This window comes from Streptomyces sp. NEAU-174 (genome assembly GCF_052665095.1).
The window spans coordinates 283981-303457 of the sequence record NZ_JBQTCE010000001.1; the positions used below are offsets into that span (position 1 = coordinate 283981).

4 protein-coding genes and 1 pseudogene are annotated in these 19477 nt (G+C 73.6%); 3 read left to right on the forward strand and 2 right to left on the reverse strand.

Annotation, left to right across the window (positions count from 1 at the left end; translation table 11 throughout):
• Nucleotides 1-579 precede the first annotated feature (579 nt).
• From ACT2CW_RS01190 to ACT2CW_RS01200, 3 genes are all read left to right on the forward strand, one after another.
• Nucleotides 580-2199, forward strand: coding sequence for a M4 family metallopeptidase (locus ACT2CW_RS01190; protein ID WP_445515204.1), 1620 nt, complete (start codon nucleotides 580-582; stop codon nucleotides 2197-2199).
• 131 nt (nucleotides 2200-2330) lie between these two features.
• The gene (locus ACT2CW_RS01195; RefSeq protein WP_445515205.1) at nucleotides 2331-3416 is read left to right on the forward strand and encodes an S-(hydroxymethyl)mycothiol dehydrogenase; all 1086 of its coding nucleotides are present in this window, start codon (nucleotides 2331-2333) and stop codon (nucleotides 3414-3416) included.
• Nucleotides 3416-4054, forward strand: coding sequence for an MBL fold metallo-hydrolase (locus tag ACT2CW_RS01200; protein ID WP_445515206.1), 639 nt, complete (start codon nucleotides 3416-3418; stop codon nucleotides 4052-4054). Before ACT2CW_RS01195 ends, ACT2CW_RS01200 begins: the two co-directional genes overlap by 1 nt.
• Nucleotides 4055-4173: 119 nt before the next feature.
• Here the strand turns inward: ACT2CW_RS01200 and ACT2CW_RS01205 are convergent, their stop codons facing one another.
• Together ACT2CW_RS01205 and ACT2CW_RS01210 are read right to left on the reverse strand one after the other, a co-directional pair.
• Complete coding sequence (locus ACT2CW_RS01205) at nucleotides 4174-4683, reverse strand: flavin reductase family protein (RefSeq protein ID WP_086880979.1); 510 nt, start codon at nucleotides 4681-4683, stop codon at nucleotides 4174-4176.
• A 37-nt stretch (nucleotides 4684-4720) separates the two neighbouring features.
• A pseudogene (locus ACT2CW_RS01210) lies at nucleotides 4721-19399 on the reverse strand (amino acid adenylation domain-containing protein); the annotation flags it as partial.
• Nucleotides 19400-19477 lie beyond the last annotated feature (78 nt).

Sequence of the window (19477 nt, forward strand, 5' to 3'; positions counted from 1 at the left end):
CGCCCACCGCGCAGAACCCGACCACCTCCGCCACGGACCTCGGCCCCGCCGGGCACCCCGCACACGCCCGCCGGGCGCCCCCGGAAAACCCGGTCGCTCACCGCTCAGCGCGCAGATCGTCTTCTCGTCGCGTACACGGCAACACTCGGCAACTCCGCCCGGCGCGCCCGCCGATCGCCCCGCCGCGCTCGTCACCTGGGTGATCGGCCGGGTCCCGCCCCCGCGCCGGTCGGGATCACCGATGCGGCAGGGGCATGACGTAGTGGCATAAGTCGGCATCAACCAGCCGTTGTTGCCTCATGCCTCGCTGACCGAATTCGCCCCTACTTGAACAACGTCGAGTCAAATTCTTGTTACGCGCCTATCCCAATCGATCGTTCAATGACAATCTCTGGTCGGCCCGCCGCGCGTCTTCTGACTCCGCGGTAAGGCCCGCATGCACCTCATGCACCTCATGCACTTCATGCACCTCTCTGCGCACCACTCGCACCACTCCTGCTCGACCGGACGGCCCACCCATGGCCGGCCGTACCCCCTACACAGGGCCGCGACCCGGCGGCCCCAAGGCAAGGAGACCGAGTGAGACCCATCGCTTCCTCCCCCCGTAAGAAGACCGTCCGCGTGGCGGCGCTCGTCGCCTCCGCCGCCATGGTCGTCATCGGCGTGCAGACCGGCCAGGCCAGCGCCCAGCCGGAGCGCTCCCGCGAGGCGGGCGCCACGGCGCTTCCGCTGACCGCGGGCGAGCGCGCCACCGCGATCAAGGCGGCCCAGGCCGACGCCTCCGCGCAGGCCGAGTCCCTCGGGCTCGGGGCCAAGGAGAAGCTCCTCGTCCGCGACGTCATCAAGGACGCGGACGGAACCGTTCACACCCGCTACGAGCGCACCTACGCGGGGCTGCCCGTCCTCGGCGGCGACCTGGTCGTCCACGAGAAGACCAGCGGCGCGCGCTCCGTCAACAAGGCCACCGACGCGCGGATAGCGGTCAAGAGCACCGACGCCGCCGTGGCCTCCTCGGCCGCCTCCGGCACCGCGCTGAAGGCCGCGCCGAAGGCGACCACCGGCGAGAAGGCCAAGTCGCCGCGGAAGGTGGTCTGGGCGGCCACCGGCAAGCCCGTCCTGGCCTGGGAGACCGTCGTCACCGGCACGCAGGCCGACGGCACCCCGAGCGAGCTGCACGTCGTCACCGACGCCACCACGGGCAAGAAGCTGTCCCAGTGGGAGGGCGTCGAGACCGGCAGCGGCACCAGCAAGTACAGCGGCACGGTGCCCCTGGGCACCACCAAGAGCGGCTCCACGTACAGCCTCACCGACTCCACACGGGGCAACCACAAGACGTACGACCTGAACCAGGGCAGCTCGGGAACCGGCACCCTGTTCACCGACGCGGACGACGTATGGGGCGGCGGGCGCCAGACCGCCGGCGTCGACGCGCACTACGGCGCGGCCGAGACCTGGGACTTCTACAAGGAGTTCCTGGGCCGCAACGGCATCAAGAACAACGGCGCGGGCTCGTACTCCCGCGTCCACTACGGCAACAGCTACGTCAACGCCTTCTGGCAGGACTCCTGCTTCTGCATGACGTACGGCGACGGCTCGGGCAACGCCAACGCGCTGACCTCGATGGACGTGGCCGGCCACGAGATGAGCCACGGCGTGACCGCGGCCACCGCGAACCTCAACTACGCCGGTGAGCCCGGCGGTCTCAACGAGGCCACCTCCGACATCATGGCCACCGCGGTGGAGTTCTACTCGGGCAACTCCGCGGACGCCGGTGACTACCTCATCGGCGAGAAGATCAACATCAATGGCGACGGCACCCCGCTGCGCTACCAGGACAAGCCCAGCAAGGACGGGGCGTCCAAGGACTACTGGTCCTCGACGCTCGGCAACATCGACGTCCACTACTCCTCCGGCCCCGCCAACCACTTCTTCTACCTGCTGTCCGAGGGCAGCGGCGCGAAGGTGATCAACGGCGTGAGCTACAACAGCCCGACCTACGACGGCTCGACCGTCACCGGGATCGGCCGGGACAAGGCCATCAAGATCTGGTACCGGGCCCTGACCACGTACTGGACCTCGACGACCAAGTACGCGGGCGCCCGCACCGGCACCCTCAGCGCCGCCTCCGACCTCTACGGGGCCAACTCCACCGAGTACAAGGCGGTCGCCGCCGCCTGGACCGCGATCAACGTGAAGTAAGCGGTCCGCGAAAGCGGTGACGGGCCGCACCGGGGTACCGGTGCGGCCCGTTTCTGACCGACCGGGCGGCCCGTTCCGGACGGGCCTCGTCATCCCTGTCGTAGCCGCTGGTCGCCACTTACGCTGCTGTCATGACTCAACAGGTACGCGGCGTGGTAGCCCCCGGCAAGGGCGAGAAGGTCAGGATCGAGACGATCGTGGTGCCGGACGCCGGCCCCGGCGAGGCGGTGGTGCGGATCCAGGCGTGCGGCGTCTGCCACACCGATCTGCACTATCGGGAGGGCGGGATCAACGATGAGTTCCCCTTCCTGCTCGGCCATGAGGCGGCGGGCACCGTGGAGTCCGTGGGCGAGGGCGTCACGGAGGTGGCCCCCGGCGACTATGTGATCCTCAACTGGCGCGCGGTCTGCCACGAGTGCCGGGCCTGCCGCCGCGGCCGCCCCTGGTACTGCTTCAACACCCACAACGCGAAGCAGCCCATGACCCTGACCGACGGCACCGTGCTCAGCCCGGCGCTCGGCATCGGCGCGTTCGCCGAGAAGACGCTGGTGGCGGCCGGGCAGTGCACCAAGGTCGACCCCTCGGCCTCGCCCGCCGCGGCCGGGCTGCTCGGCTGCGGGGTGATGGCCGGCATCGGCGCCGCACTCAACACCGGCAACGTCCAGCGCGGTGACTCCGTCGCCGTGATCGGCTGCGGCGGGGTCGGCGCCGCCTCGGTCGCCGGGGCGCGGCTGGCCGGGGCCGCGAAGATCATCGCGGTGGACCTGGACCAGCGGAAGCTGGAGTGGGCCCGCTCGCTGGGCGCCACCCACACCATCGACGCCAAGAGCTCCGACGTCGTCGAGGCCGTCCGTGAGCTGACCGACGGCAACGGCGCCGACGTCGTCATCGAGGCCGTGGGCCGCCCCGAGACCTACCAGCAGGCGTTCTACGCCCGCGACCTGGCCGGCACCGTCGTCCTGGTCGGCGTCCCCACCCCCGAGATGAAGCTGGAGCTGCCGCTCCTGGACGTCTTCGGACGCGGCGGGTCGCTCAAGTCCTCCTGGTACGGGGACTGTCTGCCGGACCGCGACTTCCCCATGCTGATCGACCTCTACCAGCAGGGCCGCCTCGACCTGGACGCGTTCGTCAGCGAGACGATCGGGCTCGAGGACATCGAGGAGGCGTTCGCCAAGATGCACCGCGGCGAGGTGCTGCGCTCGGTGGTGATGTTCTGATGACCCCTCCGCCCGTACGCGTCGACCACCTCGTCACCTCCGGCACCTTCTCGCTGGACGGCGGCACCTGGGAGGTGGACAACAACGTGTGGCTGATCGGCGACGACCACGAGGTGTACGTGATCGACGCCGCGCATGACGCCGACGCCATCGCGGAAGCCGTCGGCGGCCGCCGGCTGCTCGGCATCATCTCCACCCACGGCCACGACGACCACATCGACGCGGCCCCCGCACTCGCCGAGCGCACCGGCGCGCCGATCCTGCTGCACCCGGAGGACGAGGTGCTGTGGCGGATGCGCCACCCGGACCGCGCCCCGGACAAGCCGCTGGCCGACGGTGACGTCCTCACCGTGGCCGGGACGCAGCTGCGGGTGCTGCACACCCCCGGCCACTCCCCCGGCGCCGTCTGTCTGTACGCACCGGCGCTGGCCACGGTCTTCTCCGGGGACACCCTGTTCCAGGGCGGCCCGGGCGCCACCGGGCGCTCGTACTCGTCCTTCCCGACGATCATCGAGTCGATCCGGGAGCGGCTGCTGACGCTGCCGCCGGAGACGGTGGTCCGCACCGGCCACGGCGACTCCACGACCGTCGGGGACGAGGCCCCGCAGCTGGAGGAGTGGATCGCGCGCGGGCACTGAGCCGCCGCGGTCGGTCCCACACCTGATCAATCGGCCCCGCACCTGAACAAGTAACAAGTGGACGACGCGGGGGCCATCGCGCCCCCGCGGTCGGTCCACCCCGGTCCGCGGGGCCGCGCTCACCAGACCGCGGCCCCGCGGACCGTCTCGGCCACCGCCGCCGGGCGCTGGAAGGAGCGGTCGCAGTAGACGAGCGGGTCGTCCTCGCCGACGTGGGCCGCGACGACCCGGCCGATGAGGACGGAGTGGTCGCCGCCGTCCACGACGCGGTGCAGTGAACAGGCGACCCGGGCGACCGCCTCCGGTATGCCCGGCAGCCCCAGCTCCATCGGCAGGGTGTCCCCCGCCGCGAACCGGTCCGCACCGGAGGCGGCGAACCGCCTCGCGATGTCCGCCTGCCCCTCCGCCAGGATGTTGATCATGAAACTCTCGGCGGTGGTGAACGCCTCGTGGGTGCTCGCGGTCTTGCCCAGGCAGATCAGCACCAGTGGCGGGGTCAGGGACAGCGAGCTGAACGAGCTGCCCGTGAACCCCCATCTGCGTCCGGACGCGTCGACCGTCGTGGCCACCGTCACGGGGGCGGGCACCCGGGCCATGGCCCGGGTGAACTCCTCAGAGGTGATGGTCATCGACGCTTCACCACTCGTCCTCCAGCAACTCGATCTCCTCCTGCTCCAGATTCGACAGGGCCAGGTCCGAGGGGGTGTGGCCGCCCGCGCCGGGTCCGGCCGCATGCAGCGCCATCCCGTCCAGGGCGCGCAGCCACACCTCGCCGACCTCCCGTACCTCCGCCTCGGACAGCACATCGGAGGCGTAGGTCCAGGTCACCATGAGCTCCGGGCCACCGGGGCGGTCGATGGTGACGGCGTTCAGCTCCAGTCCGTACGGGGTGCCGAGGCCGTCGCCGCCGAGGTCGAGCCCGAGCGCTTCCGAGGCCGGGCGCCAGTCGCCCCCGGGCCCGTGCCCGTCGTGGACCTCGACCCGGCCCAGATAGTTGAAGCCGATCCACGGCACGGCCGCCCCGGACAGCTCCGCGGCCGTCTCCCGGTCCAGATGGCGCAGCAGGCCGTAGCCGATCCCGGTGCCGGGCACCGCGCGCAGCTGTTCCTTGATCCGCTTGACCACGCGCCCGGTGGCCGGGCCGCCCGACCACAGCTCGCCCCACTGCACCTGGCCGGGGTCGAGACGCACCGGGTGGAGGCTGGTGAACCAGCCGACCGTACGGGACAGATCCACGCCCCCGACGCTCTCGTCCCGGCCGTGCCCCTCCACGGCGACCAGCACCGAGGTGGCCGGGGAGCCCACCCGGCGGCGGCGATCGGCGACCGCCAGCGCCAGCGCGCTGAGCAGCACGTCGTCCACACCGCAGTGGAACACCGACGGCACCTCGCCGAGCAGCGGCGCGGTCTTCGCGGCCGGCAGCGTCATGGTGACGCGGGCGACCGGTCCGGCCGGGTCGTGCCCGGGGGCCGAGGTGGCCCCGCCGAGCCGGGCGTCCGGGGCGGACAGGACGTCCGTCCACAGCGGCAGCTCCGCCCGCCGTTCCGGCCTGCGCACCTCGGCCGCCAGAAGTTCGCTCCAGCGGCGCACCGAGGTGCCCACCGGAGTGAGCTCCGGCTCCCGCCCGGCGGCGATCGCCGTCGCGATGTCGGCGAGGTCCTGGAGCAGGATCCGCCAGGACACTCCGTCGACCACCAGGTGGTGGGCGACGAGCAGCAGCCGTCCCGGCCGTCCGGGACCGGCGTCGAACCACACCGCGCGCACCATCTCGCCGTCCCGGGGCGCCAGTTCCGCACGGGCCTCGGTGAGGGCGCGGCCGACCAGCGGGGCGAGGTCCCCGGGCTCGGCGGCGGCGATGTCGACCCGGCGGACCCGGTCCGCGCAGGACACCGCCCCGGCCGGTGGCACGCTCAGCCGCCAGCCGGCCTCGGCGCCCTGGTCACCTTCAACGCCCTCGGCGCCCTGGTCACCCTCGACGCCCTCGACGCCCTGGTCACCCTCGACGCCCTCGGCGTCGCGGCCGACCAGCCGGGCGCGCAGCACATCGTGCCGGTCGTGCAGCGCCTGGAGCGCGGTGGTGAGCGTCGGCAGGTCCAGGCCCGCCGGGGTCCGCACCAGCATCGGCTGGCTGAAGGAGTCGATCGCACCGCCGCGCTCCCGCAGCCAGTGCATGATCGGCGTGGCGGCGAACTCGCCGACGGGGTTGTCCGGTTCGCGGGAGGCCGCGTCGTCGAGCACCTCCGCCACCGCGGCGAGCCCGGCCACCGTCTTGTGCTCGAACACGTCGTTGACGGCGAGGACCAGGCCCGCCGCCCGGGCGCGGGCGATGAGCTGCATCGTCACGATGCTGTCGCCGCCCAGTTCGAAGAAGCTGTCGTCGATGCCGACCGAGGGCAGCCGGAGCACCTCGGCGAAGACCGCGCACAGCGCCTCCTCGACCGGGGTCCGCGGGGGCCGCGAACCGGCCGCCGCGCCGAAGCTCGGCGCGGGCAGCGCCTTGCGGTCGAGCTTGCCGTTCGGGGTGAGCGGCAGCCGGTCGAGGACCACGAACGCGGACGGGATCATGTACTCCGGCAGCGACGCGCCGAGCCACGTGCGCAGCACTCCGGGATCCGGCGCCGCACCGGGGACCTTCGGCACCACATAGCCGACCAGCCGCGCCCCGCCGCCCTGGTCGGCGCGGGCGAGCGCCACGGCCTGGCCGACCGCCTCATGGGCGGTCAGCACCGTCTCGATCTCCCCGAGCTCGATCCGGAAGCCGCGCACCTTCACCTGGTGGTCGGCCCGGCCCGAGAACTCCAGCCGGCCGTCGGCGGTCCGGCGGACGATGTCGCCGGTGCGGTACATGCGCTCGCCGGGGCCGCCGAACGGGCAGGCCACGAACCGCTCCGCGGTCAGCGCGGGCCGGTTGTGGTAGCCCCGCACCACGCCCGCGCCGGCGATGTAGAGCTCGCCCGGCACCCCGGGGGCGACCGGCCGCAGCCGGTCGTCCAGCACATAGACCCGGGTATTGGCGATCGGTGCGCCGATCGAGGGCACGCCCTGGCCGTCCGTCAGGTCCGCGGCCGTCGACCAGATGGTGGTCTCGGTCGGTCCGTAGAGGTTGGTCAGCCCGGCGGCCGAGGCGCGCAGCCGGGTGGCCAGGGCCTCCGGCAGCGCCTCACCGCCGACCAGCGCCCGCAGCCCGCGCACGCCCTCCGGCGACGCGGTGACCATGGCCTGCCACAGCGACGGCGTCGCCTGGACGACCCCCGCCCCGGTCTCCTCGGCCATCCGCAGCAGCGCGGCCGGGTCGCGCACGGTGTCCCGGTCGGCGATCACGACGCCCGCACCGCACAGCAGCGGCAGATAGAGCTCGAGCGCCGCGATGTCGAACGACACCGTGGTGACCGCGAGCAGCCGGTCGGCGGGGCCGAGGCCGAACCGCTCGCCCATGTCGTCCAGGAAGTTGCTCAGCGCGCCGTGCGGGACGACCACGCCCTTCGGGCGGCCGGTCGAACCGGAGGTGTAGATGACATACGCCGGGTGGTCCGGTGAGCACACCGCACCGGGCGCGGCCGTGGGCGCCGCCGCCAGCTCGGCGGCGACGGCCGGGTCGTCCAGCACCAGCGCCGGTACGCCGCCGTGCCCGGCGCCCTCCACGGCACCACCGGTCGCGGCAGCCTCCCCGCCACGGTCCGCCAGGTCCCGGCCAGCGCCGTCCGCGGCACCACCGGTCGCCGCAGCCTCCCCGCCACGGTCCGCCAGGTCCCGGCCAGCGCCCTCCACGGCACCGCCGTCCACGGCAGCCTCCCCGCCACGGTCCACCAGGTCCTGCCCAGCGCCATCCCCGCCGTCCCCGCCGTCCCCGCCGCCCACGGCCAGCAGCGGCGCGGTGCCGGAGGTGACCAGCGCCAGCGCGGGGCGGGCGTCCTGGAGGGTGTAGGCGATCCGGTCCCTGGGGTGCTCCGGGTCCAGCGGCAGATAGGCCGCCCCGGTCTTGAGCACGGCCAGCAGCGCGACCAGCAGGTCCGCCGAGCGCGGCAGCGCCACGGCCACCAGCCGCTCGGGGCCCGCCCCGCGGGCGGTCAGCAGCGCGGCGAGCCGGTTGGCGCGCGCCTCCAGCTGGGCGTAGGTCAGCTCGACCCCGCCGGAGACCACCGCGACGGCCGATGGGGTACGGGCGGCCTGCGCCGCGTACAGCTCGTGGACCCGGCGTGCGGGCAGCGGCCGCGCGGTGTCGTTCCACTCGACCAGCACGCGCTCGCGCTCGGCCGCCGAGAGCACCTCGACCTCGCTGATCCGCAGCCCCGGGTCACCGGTCACCGCCTCCAGCACCTGGATCAGCCGCCGGACCAGCGTCTCCACGCTGTCCGCGTCGAACAGCTCGGTGCTGTACTCGCAGACGCCGGACAGCGCGCCCGGCCGCTCCGGCCGCTCACCGAAGGCGAAGCTCAGATCGACCTTGGCGACGCCCAGGTCGACCAGCTCGGGCCGCAGGGCCAGCCCGCCCAGCGCGGTCTCGGCGGCCGGCATGTTCTGGACCATCAGCATGACCTGGAACAGCGGGTGCCGGGCCAGGGACCGCTCCGGGTCGACCACCTCCACCAGCCGCTCGAACGGCACGTCCTGGTGGGCGTAGGCGTCCAGCGCGGTGCGCCGCACCCGCTCCAGCAGCTGGTCGAACGTCGGGTCGCCCGAGGTGTCGGTGCGCAGCACCAGCGTGTTCAGGAACACGCCGACCAGGTCCTCCAGGGCCTGGTCGGGGCGCCCGGCGATGGGGCTGCCGACCGGAATGTCCTCTCCGGCGCCCAGCTTGGTCAGCAGCAGGGCCAGCGCCGACTGGAGCACCATGAAGGTGCTGACCCCGCGGGCCCGGGCCAGGGCGGTGAGCCGCTCGTGCAGCCCGGGGTCGATCGCGAAGTCCAGGGTGCGGCCGCGATGGCCGGCCACGGCCGGCCGGGGCCGGTCGGTGGGCAGGGTCAGCTCGTCCGGCAGCCCGGCGAGCGCCTCGCGCCAGTACGCCAGCTGACGGGAGGCCAGGCTCTCCGGGTCGTCCTCGTCGCCGAGGTGGTCGCGCTGCCAGAGGGTGTAGTCGGCGTAGGCGACCGGCAGCGGCTCCCAGTCCGGGGCCCGGCCGTCCGCGCGGGCGGCGTAAGCGGCCGACAGGTCGCGCACCAGCGGCGCCGTGGACCAGCCGTCGGTGGCGATGTGGTGGATCACCAGGGCCAGGACGTGCTCGCTCTCGCCGAGCGCGAACAGGGTGGTGCGCAGCGGCAGCTGGACGGTCAGGTCGAAGCCCCGGGTGACGGTCGCCTCGAGCTGCTCGGGCAGCGCCTCCTCGGTGGTCTCCACCACGGTCAGCGGTATCCGCACCGCGTCCGGGTCCCACACCTGCTGCCGGGGCGAGCCGTCGGTCTCGGGGAAGACCGTGCGCAGGCTCTCGTGCCGGCCGGTCAGATCGCCCAGGGCCTGCTCCAGGGCCGCCCGGTCCAGCTCCCCGGACAGCCGCAGCACCACCGGCACGTTGTAGGTGGCGCTCGGCCCCTCCATCCGGCCCAGGAACCACAGCCTGCGCTGGGCGAAGGACAGCGGAAGCACCTCAGGCCGCTCGCGGGCGGTCAGCGGCAGCCGGGCGGTCGCCTCCCCGCCCAGGGTCCTCGCCAGCGCCGCCACGGTCGGGGCCTCGAAGAGGGTGCGGACCGACAGCTCGACGGCCAGGACCGAACGGATCCGGTTGACGATCCTGGCCGCCAGCAGCGAATGGCCGCCCAGATCGAAGAAGTTGTCGTCCACGCCGACCGCGGGCACCCCGAGCACATCGGCGAACAGACCGCAGAGGATCTCCTCGCGGGGTGTGCCCGCCGCGCGGCCCGCCGGCGCCGGCCCGTACTCCGGGGCGGGCAGCGCCTTGCGGTCGAGCTTGCCGCTGGCGTTCAGGGGCAGGGCTTCCAGCACCACGAACGCGGACGGCAGCATGTAGTCGGGCAGCGAAGCGGCGAGCGTGTCGCGCAGCAGGGCCGGTTCCGGTGCCTCATCCGGGTCCTGCGGCACCACATAGGCCACCAGCCGGCGTTCGCCGCCCCGGTCGTCCCGGGCGACCACCGCGCAGTCGGCCACGCCCGGGCAGGCCGACAGCGCGGCGGCGATCTCGCCGGTCTCGATCCGGAAGCCCCGGATCTTCACCTGGTCGTCCGCCCGGCCCAGATACTCCAGCAGCCCGTGCACGGTCCAGCGGGCCAGATCACCGGTCCGGTACATGCGCGAACCATCGCCCGCGAACGGATCGGCCACGAACCGCGACGCGCTCAGCCCCGGCCGCTTCAGATACCCCTGCGCCACGCCGCCACCGGCCACGTACATCTCCCCCGCCACCCCCGGGGGCACCGGGCGCAGCGCACCGTCCAGCACATAGATCCGCAGGTCCGGGATGGACCGGCCGATGAGCGAGCCCGCGCCCGAGGCCGCCAGCTCCGCGTTCAGCGGCAGATGGCTGACGTGGACCGTGGTCTCGGTGATGCCGTACATGTTGACCAGCAGCGGGGCGCAGGGGGCGCCCTCGCCGTGCCGCTCGTACCAGTCGGCCAGCCGCCCCAGATCGAGCGCCTCACCGCCGAAGACCACATGGCGCAGCGCCAGCCGGTCGCCGGTTCCCGGGTCCTCCCGGTCGGCGTGGATCAGCTGGTAGAACGCCGACGGGGTCTGGTTGAGGAAGGTCACCCGCTCATCCGCGAGCAGCCGCAGGAAGCGCTCCGGCGAACGGGACACGTCGAACGGCACCACCACGAGCCGCCCGCCGTGCAGCAGCGGCCCCCACAGCTCCCACACCGAGAAGTCGAACGCGTAGGAGTGGAACAGCGTCCACACCTCGTCCGGGCCGAACGCGAACCACTGCCGGGTGTGTTCGAAGAGCCGCACCACATTGCCGTGCGAGACCACCACGCCCTTGGGGCGCCCCGTCGAACCCGACGTGTAGATCACATACGCGGGTGCTTCCGGCACCAGCGGCGCGATCCGGTCGGCGTCCGTCAGGTCCGTGCCCGGCAGTTCGGCGAGCCGGTCCACGACCGGCTCATCGCCCAGCACCACCCGCGCCACGCCCTCCGGCAGCGCCACCTCGACCCGGCTGTCCGTCACCACGAGCGCCAGGTCCACGTCCGCGATGGTGTAGGCGATGCGGTCCGCCGGATACGCGGGGTCGATCGGCACATACGCGGCGCCTGACTTCACCACCGCAAGCAGCGCCACCACCAGATCCACCGAGCGCGGCAGCACCAGACCCACGAACCGGCCGGGGCCCGCGCCCCCCTCGACCAGCAGCCGGGCCAGTGCGTTGGCCCGCTCGTTCAGCTCCCCGTACGTCAGCCCGTCCGCGCCCAGGGACACCGCCCGCGCGCCGGGGCACTCCCGCACCCGCGCCTCGAACAGCTCCGGAAGGGTGGCCACGGCCTCATCGGCCGCGTCCCCGTTCCACTCCACCAGCACCCGCCGGCGCTCCGCCTCGGAGAGCAGGTCGATCTGTGTGAGGCGGACGGCCGGGTTGGCCGCCACCGTCTCCAGGAGGCGTACGAACCGGTCGGCCAGCGCCTGCGCGCCCGCCCGGTCGTACAGGTCGGTGTTGTAGACCAGCGTGCCGGTCATCCCGGCCGGGGCGCCGCCGGCGTCGAAGGTCTCGCCGATGGCGAAGTCGAGGTCGAACTTGGCCGTGCGGTTGTTGGCGGGGTGCAGCCGGGTGTCCAGGCCGGGGAAGCGCAGCGTCAGCTCGGGGATGTTCTCGAACGTCAGCATGGTCTGGAACAGCGGGTGCCGGGAGAGCGACCGGTCCGGGCTCAGGGTCTCCACCAGCAGGTCGAACGGCACCTCCTGGTGGGCGTAGGCGGCCAGGTCCGCCTCCCGCACCCGCTCGACCAGCTGCCGGAAGGTGGGGTCGCCGGACAGGTCGTTGCGCAGCACCAGGGTGTTGACGAAGAAGCCGATGCCGTCCACCAGGGACTCGTCGTTGCGGCCCGCGATGGCCGTGCCCAGGGGGATGTCCTCGCCCGCGCCCAGCCGGGACAGCAGCGCCGCCAGGCCCGCCTGCACCACCATGAAGAGGCTGGCTCCGCTGGAGCGGGCGATGTCGGTCAGCGCGGTCTGGAGCTCGGGGCTCAGGGACAGCGGCAGCCGGTCCCCGTCGTTGCCGAGCACCGCCGGGCGGGGCCGGTCGGTGGGCAGCTCCAGTTGCTCGGGCAGACCGGCGAGGGTCCGCTTCCAGTAGTCCAGCTGACCGCCCAGCAGGCTGTCCGGGTCGTCCTCGGCGCCCAGCAGCTCGGCCTGCCACAGCGTGTAGTCCGCGTACTGCACCGGCAGCGGCCGCCAGGTGGGGGCGGCCCCGGTGCGCCGCGCGGTGTAGGCGGCGACCAGGTCGTCCACCAGCGGGCCGAAGGACCAGCCGTCGGCGACGATGTGGTGCACCACGATCAGGAAGACGTGCTCGGTGGGGCTCAGCACCAGCAGGTCGGCGCGGATCGGCAGTTCGGAGGCGAGGTCGAAGCCGCGCCGCGCCACCTCCGACAGCGTCTCGTCCAGCCGCTCCTCGGCCACCTCGGAGACCCGGATCTCGGCCTGGGCCCGCTCGGCGTCCAGCACGACCTGGCAGGGCACACCGCCGCGGTCGGGGAAGAGGGTGCGCAGGCTTTCGTGCCGGGCGATGACGTCGTGCAGCGCGGTGTGGAGCGCGGCGCGGTCGAGCCGTCCGGTGAAGCGCAGCGAGATACCCAGGTTGTAGGTGCCGTCCGCGTGGTCCAGCTGGTTGATGAACCACAGGCCGCGCTGCGGGTACGCCAGCGGCACCTCCTCGGGGCGCTCCCGGGGCGTCAGCGGGGTGCGCGCCCCGGTGGCCCGGTCGACCAGCCGGGCCAGCTCGGCGACGGTCGGCGCGTCGAACAGGTCGCGCACCGCCACATCGGCGCCCAGGACGGCCTGGATGCGCAGCACCAGCCGGGTGGCGAGCAGGGAGTGCCCGCCCAGGGAGAAGAAGTTGTCGTCCACCGACACCGAGGCCAGCTCGAGGATCTCGGCGAAGAGCCCGCACAGCACCTGCTCCTGCGGGGTGCGCGGCGACCTGCCCGCTCCCTCGCCGGTGAGCTCCGGCTCCGGCAGCGCCTTGCGGTCGAGCTTGCCGTTGGGGGTGAGCGGAAGGGTGTCCAGGGCCAGCACGGCGGAGGGCACCATGTAGTCGGGCAGCGCCTCGGCGAGCTCCTCGCGCAGCGCGGAGGTGTCGAGGCGGTGGCCCGGGGCGGGCACCGCGTAGGCGACCAGCCGCTTGTCCCCGGGGCGGTCCTCGCGCACGACCACGGCGGCGGAGGCGACACCGGGGCGGCGGGCGACCGCGGCCTCGACCTCACCGGGCTCGATCCGGAAGCCCCGGATCTTCACCTGGTCGTCGGCGCGCCCCGCGAACTCCAGCACCCCATCCCCGGTCCAGCGGGCGAGGTCGCCCACCCGGTACATCCGGCTGCCCGCCGGGCCGTACGGGTTGGCGACGAACCGCTCCGCGCTGAGCGCGGGCGCCCGCCAGTAGCCGCGCGCCAGCCCCTCACCGGCGAGGTACAGCTCGCCGACCACGCCGGGCGGCACCCGGCGCAACTGGCCGTCCAGGACATGGGCCCGGGTGTTGTCCAGCGGGGTGCCGATCGGTACGACGTCGGGCACCCGGTCGGCGGAGGTCACCCGGTGGAAGGTGGCGAAGGAGGTGGTCTCGGTCGGGCCGTAGGTGTCCTTGAACACCATGCCGGGGAACCGCTCGAGCAGGGCACGCACCGCCGTACCGGGCACGACGTCGCCACCGGCCAGCAGCTCCCGCACACCGGTCAGGCAGTCCAGGTCGTTCTCGGCCACGACGCGGAAGAGCCCGGCGGTCAGGTGCAGTCCGGTGATGCCGTGCTCGGCGATCATCCGGCGCAGGGTGCGGACGTCCATGTCCTGCGGCGGGGCGATGACGACCGTGCCGCCGGTGAGCAGCGGCACCCACAGCTCGTAGTTGGCGGCGTCGAAGGCGTGCGGCGCGTGCAGCAGCACCCGGCGGTGGGCGTCGGCCTCGAAGCAGCCGTCCAGGGCGAACGCCAGCAGATCGCGGTGGGTGACCGCGACGCCCTTGGGGCGGCCGGTCGAGCCGGAGGTGAACATCACATACGCGAGCCGCTCGGGGTGTACGGCCACCGCGGGAGGCTGATCCGGATGCCCGGTGAAGTCGTCGTCCACCACGACGGTGGTGGCCCGGTGGGTGAACTCCAGCTCCGGCTGGGCCCGGTCGAGGAGCAGCACCGACGGTTCGGTCCGCTCCATCACCTGCTCCCAGCGGGCCTGCGGGGCGCGCGAGTCCAGCGGCACATACGCGGCACCGGCCTTGACCACGGCGAGCAGGGAGACGACGAGCTCCACCGAGCGCTGCTGGAGCACGGCCACCCGCGCCTCCGGGCCGACGCCCGCGGCGAGCAGCCGGTGCGCGAGCCGGTTGGCGCGCGCCTCCAGCTCCCGGTAGCTGATCTCGGTGCCGTCCGCGGCGACGAGCGCGGTCGCGTCCGGGGCGGCGGCCACCCGCTCGGCGAACCGGGCGGGCACGGAGCCGGTGAGCGCGGGCACCTCGCGGACCGGGCCGGCCCACTCCACGGCCAGCCTGCGGGTCTCCTCGGGTGCCAGCACGTCGATCTCGGCGATGCTGTCGCCGGGCCGCGCCACGGCCGACTCCAGCACCGTCAGGAACCGCGCCACCATCCGGCGCACGGTCTCCTCGTCGTACAGATCCGTGGCGTACAGCACCTGGCCACCGATCCCGGCCGGCGCCCCCGCCGCGTCCCGGCGCTCCTGGAAGTCGAACTGGAGGTCGAACTTGGCGATGGTGAGGTCGCCCGGGGCCACCGAGGCGGTCAGACCGGGCAGCTCCAGCGAGCGGTCCGGGTGGTCCTGCATGCTCAGCAGGATCTGGAACAGCGGGTGCCGGGACCGCGAGCGGTCCGGGTTGTGCACCTCGACCAGCCGCTCGAACGGCACGTCCTGATGCGCGTAGGCCGTCAGGTCGGCCCGGCGGACCCGGTCGACCAGCTCGGTGAAGGACGGCCGCCCGGAGGTGTCGGTGCGCAGCACCAGCGTGTTGACGAAGAACCCGACCAGGTCGTCCAGGGCCTCGTCGGTCCGTCCGGCGATCGGGCTGCCGACCGGGATGTCGTCGCCCGCGCCGAGCTTGGACAGCAGCACGGCCAGCGCCGCCTGGAGCACCATGAACACGCTGGCGCCGCCGGCGTGGGCGACGGCGAGCAGCTCACGGTGGAGTTCGGGGCCGATCTCGCAGTCCAGTACGGCGCCTCGGTGGCTCGCCACGGCGGGCCGGGGCCGGTCGGTGGGCAGGGCCAGCTCCTCGGGCAGACCGGCCAGCTCGCTCTTCCAGTACGCCAGCTGACGGGCCAGCGGACTGGTCTCGTCGGAGTCCTCGCCCAGCAGCGACCGCTGCCAGAGGGTGTAGTCGGCGTAGGCGACCGGCAGCGGCTCCCAGCCGGGGGCCCGGCCGTCGCAGCGGGCGGTGTAGGCAGCTGACAGATCGCGCACCAGCGGCGCCAGGGACCAGCCGTCCCCGGCGATGTGGTGGACCACGACGGACAGCGCGTGCTCACCGCCGCCGAGGTGGAACAGCTCGGCGCGCAGCGGCAGTTCGGTGGCGAGCCGGAAGCTGTGGCCCGCGGCGGCCGCCAGGGCGGCGGGCAGGTCCGCGGCGGCGACCTCGGATTCATACGGCAGCGGCGGCAGCTCCTCGGCGGGCACCAGGTGCTGCCGGGGCTCGCCCGCGGTGTCGGGGAAGACGGTGCGCAGGCTCTCGTGCCGCAGCAGGACGTCGCGCAGCGCCGCCCGCAGCGCCGGGACGTCCAGGTCGCCGGACATCCGCAGCACGAAGGGGATGTTGTACGTGGGGTTGGGGCCGTCGAGCCGGTCCAGGAACCACAGCCGGGCCTGGGCGAACGACAGCGGCATGGGCTCCGGCCGGTCCACCGGGACCAGCGCGGGCCGCGCCGCCCCCGCGGTGTCCAGCAGCTCGGCGAGCGTGGCCACGGTGGGCCGGTCGAACACCTCGTGCACGGCGAGTTCCACGCCGAGCACGGAGCGGACCCGGCCGGCGAGCCGGGTGGCGGCCAGCGAATGGCCGCCGAGCGCGAAGAAGTTGTCGTCCACGCCGACCCCGGGCACGCCGAGCACCTCGGCGAACAGCCCGGCGAGCACCTGCTCGCCGGGGGTGCGGGCGTCCCGTCCGGCCGCCCCGCCGGTCACCTCCGGCTCCGGCAGCGCCCGTGCGTCGAGCTTGCCGCTGGGGGTCAGGGGCAGCGCGGGCAGGGTGACGAACGCGGCGGGCAGCATGTAGTCCGGCAGCGACTCGCCGAGCTTCTTGCGCAGCAGTCCGGGATCCAGCGCCTCGCCGGGGGCCTGCGGCGCGGACCCAACAGCCCAGGTGCCAAAAGAAGACGCCGGGTCCAGCGCCTCGCCGAGGGCCTGCGGCGCCGACCCAACAGCCCAGGTGCCAAAAGAAGACGCCGGATCCAGCGCCTCGCCGGGGGCCTGTGGCACCACGTAGGCCACCAGCCTCCGCTCACCGCCCCGGTCCTCCCGGGCGACCACCGCGCAGTCGGCGACGCCCTGGCAGGCCGACAGCGCGGCCGCGATCTCGCCGGTCTCGATCCGGAAGCCCCGGATCTTCACCTGGTCGTCGGCGCGGCCCAGGTACTCCAGCAGCCCGTCGGCGTTCCAGCGGGCCAGGTCGCCGGTGCGGTACATCCGGCTGCCGTCGCCCGCGAACGGGTCGGCCACGAACCGGGAGGCGCTCAGGCCGGGCCGCTTCAGATAGCCCTGCGCGACACCGGCGCCCGCCACGTACATCTCCCCGGCCACGCCGGGGGGCGCCGGGCGCAGCGCGCCGTCCAGCACCCGCACCCGCAGATCGGGGATGGACCCGCCGATCAGCGAACCGGCGCCGGAGGCGGCGAGTTCGGGGTCCAGTGCCAGATGGCTGACGTGGACCGTGGTCTCGGTGATGCCGTACATGTTGACCAGCAGCGGGGCGCAGGGGGCGCCCTCGCCGTGCCGCTCGTACCAGTCGGCCAGCCGCCCCAGGTCCAGCGCCTCACCGCCGAAGACCACATGGCGCAGCGCCAGCCGGTCGCCGGTCGCCGGGTCCTCCCGGTCGGCGTTGACGAGCTGGTAGAACGCCGACGGGGTCTGGTTGAGGAAGGTCACCCGCTCATCCGCCAGCAGCCGCAGGAAGCGCTCCGGCGAACGGGACACGTCGAACGGCACCACCACGAGCCGCCCGCCGTGCAGCAGCGGCCCCCACAGCTCCCACACCGAGAAGTCGAACGCGTACGAGTGGAACAGGGTCCACACCTCGTCGGCGCCGAAGGGGAACCACCGGCGGGTGGCGGAGAACAGCCGAACCACGTTGTGATGGGAGACCACGACGCCCTTGGGGCGCCCGGTGGAACCGGAGGTGTAGATGACGTACGCGGGGGCCACCGGCAGCAGGGGCGAGGTCCGGTCGGCGTCGGTCAGATCGGTGCCGGGCAGGGCGGCGAGGCTCTCCCGCACCTCCTCCTCGCCCAGCACCACCCGCGCCACGCCCTCCGGGAGCGCCACCTCGACCCGCGTGTCCGTCACCAGCAGGGCCAGGTCCACATCGGAGATGGTGTACGCGATGCGGTCCGCCGGATACGCGGGGTCGATGGGCACATAGGCGGCGCCCGACTTCACCACCGCCAGCAGCGCCACCACCAGGTCGATGCCGCGGGGCAGCACCAGGCCGACGAACCGGCCGGGACCGGCGCCCCGCGCGACCAGCAGCCGGGCCAGCGCGTTGGCCCGCGCGTTCAGCTCGGCGTAGGTCAGCTCATCCGCGCCGAGGGACACCGCCCGCGCGTCGGGGCACTGCCGCACCCGCGCCTCGAACAGCTCGGTGAGGGTGGCGGTGGCACCGTCGCCCTCCGGCTTCGCGGAGAGCCCGGCGGTGGCGGCCTGCGCCTCGTCGCCGGCGAAGTCCACCAGCACCTGCCGGCGCTCGGCCTCGGTGGCGATGTCCAGCGCGCCGAGCCGCCGGTCCGGCGCGCCGGCGCCCAGGGCGCGCAGCAGCCCGGTCAGGCGCTCGCCGTGGCGCTCCACCTCGGCGGCGGAGTACAGCTCGGGGCTGGCGTTGAGCTCCACCCGCAGCCCGCCGTCGCCCGCCCGGTTGTCGACGACGACGGTCAGATCGTCGTCGTGACCGATGGTCAGGTTGTGCACCACGCCCGGGTGGCCGCCGAAGTCCAGGTCGTAGTCGAACATGATGATGTTGACGCGCGGGCCGACCAGACGCCTGCCGTCGGCCAGCGTGCCGGCGTCGCGGCGCAGCTCCTCGTAGCGGTAGCGCTGGTGGCGCAGGGCGCCGCGCATCCGCCGGGAGACCTGGCCCAGCAGCTCGGCGACGGTGTCCCCGGGCCGGACGGACAGCCGCAGCGGCACGAGGTTGGACACCATGCCGGGCACGTTCGCGGCGGCGCCGCCGGGCCGTGCCGCGACCGGGAGGGCGAGGACGACATCGGTGCGGCCGGTGATCCGGTGCAGATACAGCGCCTGGGCGGCGACGGCCACCGTCGGCCAGGCGGTGCCCGCCTCGCGGGCCAGCGACCGGATCGACTCGACGGCGGCCGGCTCCAGCGTGGCGACCACCCGCAGCAGCGGGCCGTCCGGATAGCGGGTGGGCTGTGCGGTGAGGCCCTGGGCCTCGGGGCGGTCGGCCAGCTGCTCGGCCCAGTACCGCCGGTCGCGGACGATCTCCTCGGACCCGCCGTACGCGGCGTCGGCCTCGATGAGCTCCCGCAGACCGCCGTGGCCGGACTCCGGGCACGGCTCCCCCGCCACGGCGGCCGAGTACACGGCGGCGACCCGGCGCGCGACCATGCCCACGCTCTGGCCGTCCAGTGCGATGTGGTGATGGCGCTGGTACCAGACGTGCCGGTCCTCGGCGAGCCGGAACAGCGCGAAGGTGAACAGCGGTCCGGCGAAGAGGTCCACCGGGCGCTTCTGGTCGGCCGAGGCCCATGCGCGCACGGCGGCCTCCGGATCGTCCTGTCCGGACACGTCCACGAAGTGGAACGGCCAGTCGAGTCCGGGCGCCACCACCTGGTACGGGCCGTCGGCGTCCGCGCCGAAGGACACCCGCAGGGCCTCGGTCTCCGCCACCACCCGCCGCAGGGCGGCCTCGAACAGACCGGGGTCGACGGGGCCCTGGATGTCCACCCGCTCCGCCAGGCCGAAGAGCGGATTGGCGGGATCGCCCTGGACGGCGTACCAGATTCCCCGCTGGCCGTCGGTCAAGCGGAATCGAACACCCTGCGGGACAGACATGCACTCACTCCACACTCGATGGGAGAAAGGAGACGGTCGGCTGAACAG

Excerpts from the sequence above, each read along its gene's own strand:
- ACT2CW_RS01195 (WP_445515205.1), top strand. The coding sequence starts at position 2,331 with ATGACTCAACAGGTACGCGGCGTGGTAGCCCCCGGCAAGGGCGAGAAG.
- ACT2CW_RS01205 (WP_086880979.1), bottom strand. The coding sequence starts at position 4,683 with ATGACCATCACCTCTGAGGAGTTCACCCGGGCCATGGCCCGGGTGCCC.
- ACT2CW_RS01200 (WP_445515206.1), top strand. The coding sequence starts at position 3,416 with ATGACCCCTCCGCCCGTACGCGTCGACCACCTCGTCACCTCCGGCACC.